Origin of the sequence: Polaribacter sp. (genome assembly GCF_965660385.1) — a bacterium.
In the GTDB taxonomy this organism is placed as follows: Bacteria; Bacteroidota; Bacteroidia; order Flavobacteriales; family Flavobacteriaceae; genus Polaribacter.
Genome location: NZ_CBFHZT010000019.1, coordinates 42437 through 58909, shown reverse-complemented (window position 1 = coordinate 58909; position 16473 = coordinate 42437). Strand labels below are relative to the sequence as shown.

The 16473-nt window shown below is 31.3% G+C and carries 10 protein-coding genes; 8 read left to right on the top strand and 2 right to left on the bottom strand.

Annotated features, from left to right (window positions below; translation table 11 throughout):
• From ACTG3V_RS07865 to ACTG3V_RS07845, 5 genes are all read left to right on the top strand, one after another.
• On the top strand, nucleotides 1–587 hold a 587-nt coding region (locus tag ACTG3V_RS07865; RefSeq protein WP_439131607.1), incomplete at its 5' end, for a S1/P1 nuclease.
• Between the two features lie 113 nt (nucleotides 588–700).
• A complete protein-coding gene (locus ACTG3V_RS07860) occupies nucleotides 701–1234 on the top strand; it encodes a TlpA disulfide reductase family protein (RefSeq protein ID WP_439131606.1) in 534 nt (177 codons plus the stop codon).
• 3 nt (nucleotides 1235–1237) lie between these two features.
• Nucleotides 1238–1846 carry a thioredoxin family protein gene (locus ACTG3V_RS07855; protein WP_439131605.1) on the top strand — a complete coding sequence of 203 codons (609 nt, stop codon included), beginning with the start codon at nucleotides 1238–1240 and terminating at the stop codon, nucleotides 1844–1846.
• Between the two features lie 260 nt (nucleotides 1847–2106).
• Nucleotides 2107–5187 (top strand): T9SS type A sorting domain-containing protein, encoded by a 3081-nt coding sequence (locus tag ACTG3V_RS07850; protein ID WP_439131604.1) that lies wholly within the window; start codon nucleotides 2107–2109, stop codon nucleotides 5185–5187.
• Nucleotides 5188–5193: 6 nt separating this feature from the next.
• Entirely contained in the window at nucleotides 5194–9933 is a 4740-nt protein-coding gene (locus ACTG3V_RS07845) for a glycosyl hydrolase (RefSeq protein ID WP_439131603.1), read from the top strand.
• A gap of 57 nt (nucleotides 9934–9990) precedes the next feature.
• On the opposite strand, the gene ACTG3V_RS07840 is transcribed toward ACTG3V_RS07845, so the two are convergent.
• Nucleotides 9991–10392 carry a hypothetical protein gene (locus ACTG3V_RS07840; RefSeq protein WP_439131602.1) on the bottom strand — a complete coding sequence of 134 codons (402 nt, stop codon included), beginning with the start codon at nucleotides 10390–10392 and terminating at the stop codon, nucleotides 9991–9993.
• 117 nt (nucleotides 10393–10509) lie between these two features.
• On the opposite strand from ACTG3V_RS07840, the gene ACTG3V_RS07835 reads away from it, so the two are divergent.
• From ACTG3V_RS07835 to ACTG3V_RS07825, 3 genes are read left to right on the top strand one after another with little or no spacing between them, the layout of a single operon-like run.
• Nucleotides 10510–11046: an RNA polymerase sigma factor gene (locus ACTG3V_RS07835; RefSeq protein WP_439131601.1), complete on the top strand. Its 537-nt coding sequence runs from the start codon at nucleotides 10510–10512 to the stop codon at nucleotides 11044–11046.
• Complete coding sequence (locus ACTG3V_RS07830; RefSeq protein WP_439131600.1) at nucleotides 11037–11648, top strand: HEAT repeat domain-containing protein; 612 nt, start codon at nucleotides 11037–11039, stop codon at nucleotides 11646–11648. Before ACTG3V_RS07835 ends, ACTG3V_RS07830 begins: the two co-directional genes overlap by 10 nt.
• Nucleotides 11649–11653: 5 nt before the next feature.
• A complete protein-coding gene (locus ACTG3V_RS07825) occupies nucleotides 11654–12688 on the top strand; it encodes a hypothetical protein (RefSeq protein WP_439131599.1) in 1035 nt (344 codons plus the stop codon).
• Between the two features lie 438 nt (nucleotides 12689–13126).
• Here the strand turns inward: ACTG3V_RS07825 and secA are convergent, their stop codons facing one another.
• A complete protein-coding gene (secA, locus tag ACTG3V_RS07820; RefSeq protein ID WP_439131598.1) occupies nucleotides 13127–16465 on the bottom strand; it encodes a preprotein translocase subunit SecA in 3339 nt (1112 codons plus the stop codon).
• Between the last annotated feature and the right edge of the window lie 8 nt (nucleotides 16466–16473).

Here is a 16473-nt window from a genome sequence, read left to right as displayed (position 1 = left end):
ATGAAATAAAATCAGATAGAGCATATAGTAAGTATTATCCTTGGCACTATGTGAATATGGGTTTAAATGAAACTTATGAAGCGTCTGATAAAAATCCACAAGGAGATTTAGTAACAGGTATACATAAATGTATCGCAGTTTTAAAAGACAAAAATAGTTCTGATGAAGAAAAATCTTTTCACTTAAAATTACTAGTTCATTTTATTGGAGATTTGCATCAACCTTTACATATTGGACGAAAAGAGGACAAAGGAGGTAATGATTTTCAAGTGCAATGGTTTGGAAAAGGAACTAATTTGCATAGTGTTTGGGACAGTAAAATGATCGATGATTATAAAATGAGCTATACTGATTTAGCTGAAAATGCCATAGATTTATCTAAAAAACAGATTGAGGCCATAGAAAAAGGTTCTATAATTGATTGGGTTCATGAAGTTCATGAAATTACAAAAGAGGTTTATAGTTCTGCTAAAATTGGTGAAAATTTAAAATACAGATATTCATATAATCATTTTGGAACGGTTAGAAAACAGTTACAAAAAGGAGGCATCCGCTTAGCAAAAGTATTAAATGATATTTTTGATTAAAACACTGATAATCAATTTTAAAAAGTTCTCTTAAACCTAGTTTAAGAGAACTTTTTTGTTAATAATGCGTTAATTATTCCTAATGTATTTTAAAATGATGTAATTTTATAATTATGAAAAACATACTTTTCTTTTTGTCTTTTTTATTATTGTTTTCTTCTTGTAAAAAAGAAGATGCAAAAGATACTACAACTAAGATTTCTGCTGATGAATCACAAAAAGTTACATCCGTAAAAACCTATAATTATACTCAATTAAAACCTTTCTTAGAAAAACAAGATGACAAAGTTTATGTGGTTAATTTTTGGGCAACTTGGTGTGCACCTTGTGTTAAAGAATTGCCTTATTTTGAAAAAATACATAAAGAATATGTAGGTAAAAATGTAGCTGTTTTATTGGTAAGTTTAGATTTTCCTAAACAAGTTGAAAAAAAATTAATACCATTTATCAACAAAAAGAAAATAAAATCTAAAGTATTGCATTTTGATGATGTAAACGAAGATTATTGGATACAAGCCATTGATAGTAATTGGAGTGGAGCATTACCTGCAACCATTATTTACAATAAAAATAGCAGAAAGTTTTATGAACAATCTTTTGATTATGAAACTCTAGAAAACGAGTTAAAAACCTTTTTAAATCCATAAATTATGAAAACAATTAAATTTATATTATTATTTGCAGTAATTGTATTGACTACTGCAGCATTTACATTAAAAACAGATAAAGGTTATGCTGTTGGTGATACTATTGAAGATTTTAGATTAAAAAATGTAGACGATACTATGGTTTCTTTAGCTGATTATGAGGATGCCAAAGGGTTTATTATTATTTTTACTTGTAATACATGTCCTTATGCAGTAGCCAATGAAGACAGAATTATTGCTTTAAATGATACTTATGAGGATGAGGGCTTTCCAGTAATTGCTATTAATCCAAATGATCCAGCTGCTGTTCCAGATGATAGTATGGCAAAAATGAAAATTAGAGCAAAAGAAAAGGGCTTCAATTTTCCGTATTTATTAGATGAAGGTCAGAAGGTATATCCAAAATTCGGGGCAAGCAAAACTCCTCATGTTTATATTGTAACCAAAAAAGATATGAAAGTTCAATACATTGGTGCAATTGATGATAGTTCAAGAAACCCATCAGCAGTAACCGAAAAATATGTAGAAAATGCTGTTGAAGCCTTACTAGATGGGAAAAAAGTTGAGAAAACTGAAACAAGAGCTATAGGTTGTTCTATTAAAACCCTATAAATCAATCCTCACTTTTTAAAATACAGGCATCTATTTTTAGATGTCTTTTTTTTGGTTTAATGTTTCCTTAAATCACTTGTATTTATTAGGTTTTTGTGCTTTTTTGTATGGTTTTTGTATGGTAAAATATCCTATAATCACAAGGAATCTATACTATTTTAATTTTCTGTATGGTTTTAATATGGTTTCATTTTCGCCTTAACATTTTTAGTATGTATACATTTATAGCATAAATAATGTATTCACTAAAAACAAGAGAAATGCGAAAACTTCTAACTGTACAAAATTTAAAATTATTTTTAACTTTAGTTGTAATATTTATTGGTGCTCAAACCATAAAGGCAGGTAATGAATTTGATAATAATCAGCCTACAACAAATGCGCCAACTCCACCAGAACGTAAAACATTAGATGTCATTTCAATTTTTAGTGATGCGTATAATAATATAACAGGAGCTAATTATAATCCAGATTGGCAACAAAGTGGACTTACTTATGCGAATACAGATTTTCAACCTACAGGTTCAGGAAATTCAGTATTGGCCTATGTTAATTTTAATTATCAAGGAATAGAATTTAATTCGATTCAAGATTTAACTGCTATGGAATATTTGCATTTAGATATTTGGACCGTTAATGGAGTAGTACCAAGTATAACTGTCATCAGTTCCGGTTTAGAGATTCCTCATACACTTGAAAATAGTGATGGTCAATGGAAAAGTTTAGAAATTCCTGTTGCTGGTATTACAGGAGATATTACAAAAGCAATTCAATTAAAATTTACGGGAGGTAATGGAGTTACCACTGATATTTATGTTGATAATATTTATTTTTATAAAGAAGCAACAGCATCAGGAAAAGATGCTACATTAAGTGCTTTAGAAGTAGACGGGAATTCTGTTGAAGAATTTTCACCAAATACAGAAATTTACCAAATGGCTCTACCTGGAGGTACAACCCAAATTCCTCAAATTACTTTTGCATCAACTACAAATCCATCAGCTACAACTTTAATAACTCAAAGTACTTCAATTCCTGGAGATGCTTCTGTTTTTGTAACCTCTCAAGATGGATCAACAACAAAAACATATAAAGTTTCTTTTTATATTGGGGCACCAAACACAAATGCACCAACGCCACCTAATAGAGAGCCATTAGACGTTATTTCAATTTTTAGTGATGCCTACAATAATATTACAGGGGCAAATTACAATCCTTATTGGCAACAAAATGGATTTAATTCGGCTAATCCAAATTTTCAACCTACAGGTTCAGGAAATGCAGTATTAGCATATCCAAATTTTAACTATCAAGGTATAGAATTCAATTCAGTTCAAGACCTGACATCTATGGAATATTTACATTTAGATATTTGGACAGTGTATGGTGTTGCCCCTAATATTACTGTTATAAGTTCTGGAGCAGAAATTCCGCATTCAATTTCAAATAAAGATGGTCAATGGCAAAGTGTTGAAATTCCTGTAGCTGGCATAACAGGGGATATTACAAAAGCAATTCAATTAAAATTTACTGGGGGTGATGGTTTTACTACAGAAATTTATATCGATAATATTTATTTTTACAAAAGTCCTACATTAACTGGTAAGGATGCTACGTTGAATAATTTACAAGTTGATGGGGCACAAGTTGCTGGATTTTCACCAAATTCTGAAACTTATTTAATGGCTTTACCAGGAGGCACAAACCAAGTACCACAAGTTACTTTGGCTACTACAACAGATGCGGCTGCTACAAGAGTAATTACACAGGCACCTTCTATTCCTGGAGACGCCACTATTGTGGTAACTTCTCAAGATAAATCAACTACTAAAACCTATAAAGTATCCTTTTTTATTGGTGCACCCCATGTAAATGCACCAACACCACCTTCACGAAACTCATTAGATGTAATCTCTATTTTTAGTGATACTTACAATAACATATCAGGAGCAAATTACAATCCAGATTGGCAACAAGTTGGTTTTAATGAAGCAAATACAAATTTTCAGCCAACTGGTTCTGGAAATGCAGTTTTAGCATATACAAACTTTACGTATCAAGGTATAGAATTGAATTCGGTTCAAGATTTAACTGGTATGGAATATTTACATTTAGATGTTTGGACTGTTAAAGAAGTAGTACCCACTGTTGCTGTTTTAAGTTCTGGGGCAGAAATTCCTCACACAATTACAAACGGTGATGGTCAATGGCAAAGCATAGATATTCCTATTGCAGGAATTACAGAAGATATTACAAGAGTTGCTCATTTAAAATTTGCAGGGGGTAATGGTTCGCCAAGTGCTATTTATGTAGATAATATTTATTTTTATAAAAGCCCTACAGCAGCTGGAAAAGATGCAACTTTAAGTGCATTAAGAGTAGATGGTTCTTTAATTCCAGGATTTAAACCTAATTCTGAATCATATAACATGCCTTTAATAGGAGGAACAACCCAAGTGCCTCAAGTAACTTTGGCAACTACTGCAGATGATTCAGCAACAGCAGTAATTACGCAAGCATCTTCTATTCCTGGAGAAGCTACAGTTGTAGTAACCTCACAAGACGGAACAACAACTAAAACATATACCATTTCTTATTTTATAGGAGCACCACATATAAATGCACCAATTCCACCAGCTCGAAATAATGCAGATGTCATTTCAATTTTCAGCAATGCTTATACAAATATATCTGGAGCAAATTACAATCCATATTGGGAGCAAAGTGGTTATAATTCTGCCAATACAGCATTTCAACCTACAGGCTCTGATAATGAAGTTCTTGCATATACTAATTTTAATTATCAAGGGATAGAATTTAATGCTATTCAAGATGTGTCAGAGATGGAGTTTTTACATCTAGATGTTTGGACGGTTAATGAATTGGTGCCTAGTGTAGTTGTATTAAGTTCTGGACCTGAAATTGCTCATGCCATTCCAAATGGAGATGGTAAATGGCAAAGTATTGATATACCTGTTGAAGGGATTACAGAAGACATCACAAAAGCCATTCACCTAAAACTTATTGGAGGAGATGGGTATTCACAAGAAATTTATGTTGATAATATTTATTTCTGGAGGGCTGCATCACTTAGTACAAGCAATTTTGAAACCATAAATGTGAATGTATTTCCAAATCCAAGTAAAGAGAATTGGACGATTAGATCAGAAAAAAATATATCTTCAATTGAAGTTTTTAATTTGTTAGGTAAAAAAATGGTATCCATTTCACCAAATTCAAATGAAACGGTTATTGATAGTTCAACTTTAAAAAGTGGGCTTTATTTAGCTCGAATTAAAACGAGTTCAGGTTCTAAATCTATAAAGTTAATTAAAAAATAAACGGTTATGCATAAACTATTTTTCATATTTTTCATTACTATATCAACCATTACAATTGCTCAAACAACGCAAGTAGGTAATGGTAGTTATACCAATACTTATCCTGGAGCAGATAGCGCAGGTAGAAATGGTTATCCTTCAGGTTCACCTCAAATTACAGGCAATGCAGTTGGCAAACCAATTCCAACAAACGATTGGTGGTCTAAACTAATCAAAGAAAATCACGCAGATAATTTATTCAATTATCCAATGACAATGAAAACCACTAATACAGGTTTAATTGTTACTTATATTCCCTGGGGTGTAATTGGCGATTCTGCACCAATAGAAGTGGGTTTACAAGGACTAAATACAGATAAAACAACTGTTTCTGATTATTCAGATTGGACAGTTACCATGAACTGGAAAGATGGTGATAATGAGTTAAAAGCAACTTCAGGAATCGGAATGCCTTTTGTGTATTATGAAAAAGATGCAGATGATGTTGTTGCTATTAAAGTAAACTCAGGAAACGCATCTATAAATAACGAGCTGTTAATTATTGAAAATGCTTCAAGTGGTCAAGATTTTGTGTTTTATGCTCCCTCTGGAAGTACTTGGGTACAATCAGGAAGCACGTATACATCAAATTTAAACGGAAAAACCTATTGGTCTATGGCAATGTTGCCACAAAATACCAGTAATGTTGTTGGTGTTGCACAAGATTTACAAAAATATGCCTATGTTTTTCCAACAAACACAACAACCTCTTGGTCATATAAAGAAAGTAATTCTAAAGTAACCACAACATTTTCAGTTTCAACTGATGTTAAAGAGGGTACAGAAGATAAAATGTTGTTGGGTTTATTGCCTCATCAATGGTATAATTTAACCTCAAGTGCTCCAGTGCCAAATGCCTATACCTATAGTTCTGTTCGTGGAGAATTAAAGATGCTAGCAGAAAATAGTTTTATGGTAGAAAATACATTTAATGGTATATTACCAACTATTCCTTATTTAGCTAATTATAGCGATGGTTTTAGTCCAGCAGATTTGGATGCCAAAATATCTCAAATCGAAAATGATGGTTTAGCAACTTGGACAGATTCTTACAACGAAGGGCAAGTTATGAATCGTTTGATACAAACTGCTAGAATTGCAAATCAAACAGGTAATATAGAAGCAAGAGATAAGATGATTGCTACAGTTAAAGAGCGTTTAGAAGATTGGTTAACTTACGAATCTGGAGAAACAGCATTCTTGTTTTATTATAATGATACATGGACAGCTTTGTTAGGTTATCCTTCAGGTCATGGGCAAGATACAAATTTGAATGATCATCATTTTCACTGGGGGTATTTTATACATGCTGCTGCTTTTATGGAACAGTATGAACCTGGTTGGGCTGCAAAATGGGGGCCAATGATCAATACATTAATCAGTGATGCTGCTTCTGCTGATAGAAATGATGATAAATTCCCTTTTTTAAGAAACTTTAGTCCTTATGCAGGGCATAGCTGGGCAAACGGTTTTGCAACTTTTCCTCAAGGAAACGATCAAGAATCAACTTCAGAAAGTATGCAGTTTGCATCTTCTCTAATTCATTGGGGTACCATCACCGAAAATGATAACATTAGAGATTTAGGAATTTACATTTATACTACAGAGCAAACAGCAGTTGAAGAATACTGGTTTGACGTTTATGAACGTAATTTTAGAACTAACCAACAATTCAGCTTGGTGTCTAGAGTTTGGGGGAATTCTTATGATAATGGTACTTTTTGGACTGCAGATATTGCAGCTTCTTATGGTATAGAAATGTATCCCATTCACGGAGGTTCTTTTTATTTAGGGCATAATCAACAATATGCACAAAAATTATGGACAGAAATTTCACAAAACACTGGTGTTTTAAGTAAAGAAGATAATGATAATTTATGGCATGATACCTATTGGAAATATTTATCAATGGTAAACCCACAAGAAGCTGTAAATTTATACAACGCCTATCCTGAAAGAAATTTGAAATTCGGTATATCTGATGCACAAACTTATCATTGGTTATATTCTGTAAACGCTATGGGAGTTGTAGATGCAACAATTACAGCAGATTACCCAATTGCAGGAGTTTTTAAACAAAATGGTGTAGCTACTTATGTTGCTCATAACTATTCTGATAATGAAATTGTAGTTACGTTTTCTGACGGATTTCAATTAACTGTTCCTGCTCATCAAATGAAAACCAATAGAGATGTTGATGTTTCTGGAGTTTTATTTTCAGATTTTGCACAAGCTTTTCCAAACGGAAGTGTTAATTTATCTGTAACAACTACAGGAAGTAACATCACAAAAGTAGAATTTTTTGATGGAGCTACTTCAATAGGAGAAGATACAACTGCTCCTTATCAATTAAAAGCAGAGAATTTATCTTTAGGTACGCATGGTTTTTATGCAAAAATTTATGTGGATGCTCAATTTAATGTATCTAACATTATTGAAGTGCAAGTAGGTGAACAAGTACCTTTTTCTGGCTCACCAATTGCAATACCTGGAAGTTTTGAATCTGGCTTTTATGATAAGTTTGAAGGTGGAAATGGACAAAATATTGCTTATGTAGATACTTCAGTAGGTAATAATGGAGATTTTAGAACTGGTGAAAATGTTGATGCAATTTCGGTTAATGGAGAAGGAGCAACTGTGGGTTGGTTATCCTCTGGAGAATGGATGGAATACACAGTTGATGTTGCAACAGCTGGAAATTATGATGTAAGTTATAGGTATGCTTCTGGAAATCAAAGTGGAGGAGGTCCATTTTATTTTGAAGTTGATGGAACTAAAATTAGCCAAGATATTGCTGTACCTTATTCTGGTGATTGGGATATATGGAAAACAGAAACCGTATCTAATATTCAATTAACAAAAGGAAAAAATGTATTGCGATTATTTATAGAAAGTGGCGAGTTTAATTTAGGTAAATTAACATTTGCTTACAGTAGTCCTTTATCCTATGTACCTCCAATTGCAGATGCAGGCGATAATATCTCTATAATTTCACCAAATACAACAGCTTCATTGGATGGATCTGCAAGTAATGATCCAGAAGGAGAAACGATTACCTACAATTGGGAGCAAATTTATGGTCCAACTATTATTACTTTTAACGATCAAACAATCGCTTCACCAAATGTTTCAAATTTGGTAAATGGTGTATATAAGTGTAAATTAACAGTAAGTGATGGGGCGTATCAAGATACAGATGAAGTTCTGATTATAGTGTCAGATTCTGGTAATTTAAGTCCTTCTATTTCTATTAATTCTCCTAGTAATAATAGCGCTTTTAAAGAAGGGCAAGAAATTACTTTTACAACAATAACCAATGATTTAGATGGTACTATAGCCTTAGTTGAATTTTTTAATCAAACAGAAAAAATTGGAGAAAGAACTTCATCACCATTTAATTTTACTTGGACAGATGCTTCTTTAGGCAATCATCAAATTACAGCTGTAGCTACAGATAATTTAGGTGCAAAAACAACATCATCAGTAATTCAAATTTCAGTTTCAGAAGAAAAGAAATGTTCTGAAGTTTCATCAGAAGCACAACAAGGCGCATTTTCTCAAGGCTATAGAGTAACTTTTGAAACCATTGGAACTTCTGTTGAAGTACAATTCGAATTATTAGATACTGATAAAAATGGCGTAATTGCTTATTTATGGAAACAAGCTCCATTTGCTGAAACTCAAATGAATCAAGAATCAGGTTTGGTTTTTAAAAGTACAGTAGGTGGCCTTACAATTGGCGAAACCATAAGTTATGCATGTAAATTTGCGTATGCAGGTGGTTTATCTGCAACCAAGTATTTTTCTTATCAAGTGGGTAGCAGTTGTACTGGAAGTTCTTCAGATACAACAGCACCAGAAAATTTTACAGCCAGTATTGCTAACATTAATGCAAATTCTGTAGAAATTCTATTGAATGCTACAGACGATTCTGGTAAAGTAATTTATGAAATTGATTATGGTGCAAATTCAGAATCTGTAAATGCAAATTCGGGGGAACAAACATCTTTCACAGTAACAGGATTATCACCAGAAACAGATTACACTTTTGCGATAAAAGCAAAAGATTTATCTGGAAATGTTGCCATAAACACCCCAATTGAATTAAATGCAAAAACTACAGAAAATACCAATACAGATTGCTCAGGTTCTATAAGTGATGCCATTCAGGGTTCTTTTTCTTTGGGATATACATACGAATTTTCAACCAATGGAAGCAATGTAACACTTACTTTTGAATTGTTAGATACAGATAAAACAGGAGTCGTTGCTTATTTATGGAAACAATCTCCTTTTGCTGAAACACAAATGGATGCCATTAGCGGAAATAAATTTACAAAAACACTTAGTGGCTTTACAAATGGTCAAACCATAAGTTATGCCTGTAAATTTGCGTTTGCTGGTGGATTGGCAGTAACCAAGTATTTACAATATACTGTTGGTGAAACTTGTGTTTTAAATACAGCAGATAATATATGGTCCACTTCTATAACAATGTATCCAAATCCTGTAAGTGATGTTTTACAAATTACATCACCTATTAAACAACTTACTAAGGTTGAAGTATATTCTGTTTTAGGAGAACGAATGTTACAATTCAATACCAACTTAGATCAAATTAATGTCGATGATTTATCCAGTGGATTATACCTCATAAAAATGTATGCTGATGAGGTAAGTTATACCACGAAATTTATGAAAGAGTAAATTCAAATTAAGTGCAATAAAAAATCCGTTTAGAAATTTCTAAACGGATTTTTTGTTTTAATCGATTTCGTATTCCAGCATCAACTTCCCTTTTTCTGTTTGGTATTTTGATTGAATTTTTCCAATTTCAATTTGATGATTGCCTTGTACTTCTACAATTTTAATATTGTACTTATTAATTAGTTTTGTAGTTTCTTGCTCATATTTTTTTTGATACAAAACCATTTTTAATTGATTTGAAGCGTACTTAGATTGTAAATCGTTTTGAGCCGCTTTTAAATCGTACGATAATTTATTTATTTTCTGTTTTGTATTGAAATTTATACTGTCATATTGAGTTTTTACTTTAAATTCTAACGCGTTGTAAGCTTTTTGAAATTTAAGATTTTTCTTGTCTACTTGAGAAAAAGTATTCATTGAAATGCATAATAAAAGTAAAGTAATCAGTTTTTTCATCATTTTTAATTTTTTTAAAAATACAAAAATCAATTTAAATTAGAATAATTCAATTTTTTTGAGACACAATTACATATTTTACGTTCTTAAAGTGTAAACAAAATCAACCAACCTATTTTTTTGAATACAAAAAACATCATACAAAAATGCAAAGCAAACGATTATAAGGCACAGCTAAAAGTTTATCATGCCTATAAAAATATGATGTTTGCTAGTGCCATCAGAATTTTAAAACATAGAGAAAAGGCAGAAGATGTTGTGCAAGAATCATTTATAAAAGCATTCGAGAAAATTCATGTTTTAACAGAAGATGCAAATTTAGGTGCTTGGTTAAAACGAATTGTGGTGAATTCATCTTTAGATTTGTTAAGAAATAATACTAAAATTACTTACACAGATGATTCCTATTTATTAGAAAACACAGCTGAAGAGAAAGACGAAATAGACCCAATTATTTCTATTGATTTTGTAAAAGATTGTATCAACAAACTAAAAGAAAAGTATCGAGTTATTCTAGTTTTATACATGATAGAAGACTATAACCATAGAGAAATAGGGGAGTTGTTACAATTAAAAGAAAGTACTGTTAGAAATCAGTATAAAAGAGGAAAAGACCAACTTTTAAAGTTGATAAAAAATAAAAACACATGCAATTAAAAGAGTTTATAAAAGCAAATAAAAGTTCTTTTGAAGAAGAAAAAATATCAGCAAAAGCAGATGCTAATTTTGAACAATTATTAAAATCAAAATTACATTCAACTAAAAAAGCAAAGTTGAGATATTTAAAATATGTTTCTGTAGCTGCTAGTTTAGCACTACTTATTTCTACGTTGTTTTGGTATCAAGGTTATGCTGAAAATCAAGAAGATAAACAAGAATTGCTAGCAAATTTACAAGATGATTCAGCAGGAAAACGTTTAGAAGGCATTTATAAATTTAATGATGAATACAAAAAAGAAGATACAAAAATTATAAATACTTTGGTAAAAGTATTGCAAAAAGACACCAACGCCAATGTAAAAATTGCCACCATTGATGCTTTGCTAAAATTCCCGAAAAATGAAAAAATTAGAATAAATTTAATAAAAGCTTTAGAAAAAGAAGATACACCATTGGTACAAATAAAATTAATTAAAGCCGTAAGTTTTTTAAGAGAAAATCGTGCACAAAAGCCTCTTGAAAAAATTATTAATAGTGAACAAACCTTTCCTATAGTCAAGAATAATGCAACTTTGGCTATGGTAGAAATTAAACAATAATAAAAATGAAAAAAATAAAAATAGTATTAGTTATTGCACTTTCAATCAGTTTTTTAAATGCAAAAGCTCAACAAAAGAAAATAAAATTTAGCAAAGGAACTTTAAAAATATGTTCTTCTAAAAGTTTTATTATTGAGGGTTATGATGGAGATGAAGTAATAATTGAAAGTTTACATCAGTTCAGAGAAATGAAGTTTAATACTTTAATAAAGAGAAAGGCAGGTGAAAAATATTCAACTTTAATTACTAAAGATGATAAAGTTTTTTCTTTTAATGGTGTTGCCAATAATACAAAAGTTAGAAAGAGAATAGATAGTTTAAGTACAAATCGAATTGCATATATAGTGAATGGTACATACTCAGAGAATGATTCAACTATTAGACCAAAAACAGTTTTTTTTAAAACAACAAATCCTAAATTAAAAGCAGGCTTAAAAAAATTAGGTAAAAAGAATGAGAATGTAGAATTAGGAATATTTTTTATTATTGAGCAAAAAAATGGAGAACTCATTTTTAAAGATAATAAACAGAATGATTTTATAATGACAAGTAATAGAGAGCAGTATAAAATTAAAATACCAAATTCTATTAAATTAGATTGGATTACAGATAGTTGTGAGGATAAAAAAAATGAGGGTCAACATTATTTTTTCTTTAATTCAGAAATTTCTAGATTATATGATTTTGATGGAGAAGTATCAATTTCGACCTCAATTCATAACGTAAACTTAAAAGATGTAACAGGACCAGTTTCAATAAATTCTATTGGAGGCAATATTAGTATAGAATTCGAAAATAAAATACCTAAACAACTATATTCTGTGTATTCTAATAATGGCTACATCAATGTTACCATACCTAAAGATTCAGATTTAAATTTAGATGTTACAGCGAGTGAAATTTTTAGCGATATTAAATTTAAAGTTGAAGAAGACAACGTAGTAAATGATTTACAAAGTATGAAGTTAAAACTGAATAAAGGAATTGTTAAAATGAAATTAAACTCAAATTTGGGGAATATTTATTTAAGAAAAAAATAAAATAGAAATCTTATGAAAAATAAAAACATTAATATTAGTTGCCATTTTATCTTTTATTGTAAACCAATTAAATTCTCAAAAAATAGAAAAACCTGGTACAAACAAAGGCTTACATATTGTAAAAAAAATTAAACATCCTAAAACTAAAAAACAAGCCATACTTGGTATAAAAGTTCTAAACAGGCATAAAGCTAAATTCTATTATGAAGAATAAGAAATTACCTTTAAAAAGGCTTTAAAATTAGTTCGTAAAGATTTTGACAATATATTAATTAAAGAGGATTGGGAAAATGAAGAAATATTTTTCACAAAAAACAAATTAGTATAAAAATAAAAAATCCGTTTAGAATTTTCTAAACGGATTTTTTTGTCATTACTACTATCTTTATCTAACTTTTCTGGATTCCTGCCTTCGCAGGAATGACAGCCAAAAGACATTTATTTATTCACCAAAACAAACTCTCCTTTTTCAATTAAAGGAATGGCTTGTTTGTATTTTACTACTTTTTCTTCACCACTCATTACGTTTTTAATGGTAACACGTTCGTTTCTACCAATTTTAGGTTGTTCACGAACAATAGTTTCCACAGGTTCTTGTTGTTGCTGACGAGAGTTTTGAATCGCTTGTTCAGTTGTATTTTGAACATCTGCTTTACTTGTGCTTAAACGTTCTCTTTTTTGCTGACGTGCTTCAGAAATTTGATTTGATTGTTGAGGTAATTCTCCTTTAAATAAAAACGATAATACCTCTTTATTAATTTGATCTACAGTTAGTTTAAACAATTCAAAAGCCTCGAATTTGTAAATTAATAATGGATCTTTTTGTTCGTAAGATGCATTTTGTACAGACTGCTTCAATTCATCCATTTTACGCAAGTGCTCTTTCCAGTTTTCATCAATAATTGCTAGCGTAATATTTTTCTCGAAGTCAGTAATTAAACTTTTTCCTTCACTTTCATAAGCTTCTTTTAAGTTGGTTACAACTTGTAATGACTTAATACCGTCTGTAAAAGGCACTACAATACGTTCGTAACGATCTCCTTCGTTTTCGTATACATCTTTAATTACAGGATATGCTAAAACTGCATTTCTTTCAATTTTAGATTTATAATGTGCAGTAACAATATCGTACAATTTATCTGCCAATTCTTTCTCAGACATTTGGTTGAATTCTTCTTCCGAAAAAGGAGAGGTCATCGAAGAAAAACGAATCAACTCGAACTCAAAATTCTGAAAATCTTTAACAGCTTTATTGGCGTTGATGATAGATTCACAAGTATCGTAAATCATATTGGCAATATCAACTTGCAAACGTTTACCATCTAAAGCATTGCGTCTTCTTTTGTACACAAACTCACGTTGTGCATTCATAATATCATCGTATTCTAACAAACGTTTACGAATACCAAAGTTGTTTTCTTCTACTTTTTTCTGTGCTCTTTCAATAGATTTGGTAATCATAGAATGCTGAATAACTTCACCTTCTTTCAAGCCCATTTTATCCATCATTTTGGCAATTCTGTCAGAACCAAACAAACGCATTAAGTTGTCATCTAAAGCCACGTAAAACTGAGAAGACCCAACATCACCTTGTCTTCCTGCACGTCCTCTAAGCTGTCTGTCTACACGTCTAGAATCGTGTCTTTCTGTTCCTACAATAGCTAAACCACCAGCAGCTTTTACTTCATCAGAGAGTTTAATATCTGTTCCACGACCAGCCATATTGGTTGCAATGGTTACAACACCAGGCTTACCAGCTTCTGCAACTACATCTGCTTCACGCTTATGTAATTTTGCGTTTAAGATATTATGCGGAATTTTACGCATTTGCAACATTCTACCTAATAATTCTGAAATTTCAACAGATGTTGTACCTACTAAAACCGGTCTGTTCTGTGCTACTAATTTGGCAACATCTTCAATGACTGCATTGTATTTTTCACGAGCTGTTTTGTAGATTAAATCTTCTTTATCATCTCTTTGAATAGGTTTGTTGGTAGGAATTTCAACAACATCTAATTTATAGATTTCCCATAACTCTCCAGCTTCTGTAATGGCAGTTCCTGTCATCCCAGATAGCTTTCGATACATTCTAAAGTAATTCTGTAAAGTTACTGTAGCAAAAGTTTGTGTAGCATCTTCAATCTTAACGTTTTCTTTTGCTTCAATGGCTTGGTGTAATCCATCAGAATAACGACGACCATCCATAATACGTCCTGTCTGCTCATCAACAATCATCACCTTGTTATCCATGACTACATATTCCACATCTTTTTCAAAAACAGTATATGCCTTTAAAAGTTGATTCATGGTGTGAATACGCTCACTTTTAATACTAAAATCTTTATACAACTCTTCTTTTTGAGCTGCTTTTTCTTCTTTGGTAATTTCAGAATTATCTATTTCACCAATTTTTACACCAATATCTGGCAAAACAAAGAAAGTGTCGTTATTTGTTTTTTCTGATAAATGACCAATTCCTTTATCAGTTAAATCAATTTGATTGTTTTTCTCTTCAACAACAAACCACAAATCTTCATCTACTTCAGGCATTAGTTTATTGTTATCTTGCATGTAGAAGTTTTCTGTTTTTTGCAAGATTTGTTTGATACCTTCTTGTGATAAAAATTTGATTAAAGCTTTATTTTTTGGTAATCCTCTGTATACTCTTAATAATAATTTACCACCTTCTTTATCATCGCCAGCAGCAATTAATTTTTTAGCTTCAGCTAAAACACCAACCAAATGCTTTTTTTGTAGGTTTACCAAATCAGCAACTAAAGGTTTAAGCTCATTAAATTCGTGTCTGTCTCCTTGAGGTACAGGTCCAGAAATAATTAATGGAGTTCTAGCATCATCAATTAAAACAGAATCTACTTCATCAATAATGGCGTAGTTTGGTGCTCTTTGTACCAAATCGTCTTTAGAGCTTGCCATATTATCACGTAAATAATCGAAACCAAATTCGTTATTTGTACCATAAGTAATATCAGCATAATAAGCTTTTCTTCGAGCATCTGAGTTTGGTTGATGAAAATCAATACAATCTGTAGACAAGCCATGAAACTCAAAAATAGGAGCCATCCAAGCTCTATCACGTTTTGCTAAATAGTCGTTTACAGTAACTACATGCACTCCATTACCAGTTAAAGCATTTAAATATACGGGTAAAGTAGAAACAAGAGTTTTACCCTCACCAGTCATCATTTCTGCAATTTTACCTTGATGTAAAACAGAGCCTCCAATTAATTGCACATCATAATGCACCATATCCCAAGTAACAGGTTGTCCTGCAGCATCCCAAGAATTGGCCCAATACGCTTTATCATCTTCTAAAGCAATGTGTTCATTTACGGCAGATAATTCTCTATCAAAAGGAGTAGCTGTAACTTCTATTTCTTCATTTTCTACAAAACGTTTTGCGGTTTCTTTAATTACAGCAAAAGCGGCTGGCATTATTTCTTCTAAAGTAGCCTCAGAAATGGTGTATGCTTCGTCTTTTAAAGCATCAATTTCTGTATAAATATCTTCTTGCCTATCAATATCCGCTTCTTTAGCTTCAAGTTCTAGCGCTGCAATTTTATCATCTAATGCTGCAGTGGCTGCCTTAATTTTATCCTTGAATTCTTGTGTTTTTGCACGTAACTCATCATGAGAAAGTTGTGCAAACGAAGCTTCAAATTTCTTTACATTTTCTACTATTGGTTGTAAAATTTTTAAATCTTTTTGTTGTTTATCACCCACAAAAAGTTTTATTACTGAATCTAATATGCCCATTTATTTAT

Coding starts and splice junctions, on each gene's coding strand:
- ACTG3V_RS07855 (WP_439131605.1), top strand. CDS start 1,238: ATGAAAACAATTAAATTTATATTATTATTTGCAGTAATTGTATTGACT.
- ACTG3V_RS07830 (WP_439131600.1), top strand. CDS start 11,037: ATGCAATTAAAAGAGTTTATAAAAGCAAATAAAAGTTCTTTTGAAGAA.
- ACTG3V_RS07825 (WP_439131599.1), top strand. CDS start 11,654: ATGAAAAAAATAAAAATAGTATTAGTTATTGCACTTTCAATCAGTTTT.
- ACTG3V_RS07845 (WP_439131603.1), top strand. CDS start 5,194: ATGCATAAACTATTTTTCATATTTTTCATTACTATATCAACCATTACA.
- ACTG3V_RS07840 (WP_439131602.1), bottom strand. CDS start 10,392: ATGATGAAAAAACTGATTACTTTACTTTTATTATGCATTTCAATGAAT.
- ACTG3V_RS07860 (WP_439131606.1), top strand. CDS start 701: ATGAAAAACATACTTTTCTTTTTGTCTTTTTTATTATTGTTTTCTTCT.
- secA (WP_439131598.1), bottom strand. CDS start 16,465: ATGGGCATATTAGATTCAGTAATAAAACTTTTTGTGGGTGATAAACAA.
- ACTG3V_RS07850 (WP_439131604.1), top strand. CDS start 2,107: ATGCGAAAACTTCTAACTGTACAAAATTTAAAATTATTTTTAACTTTA.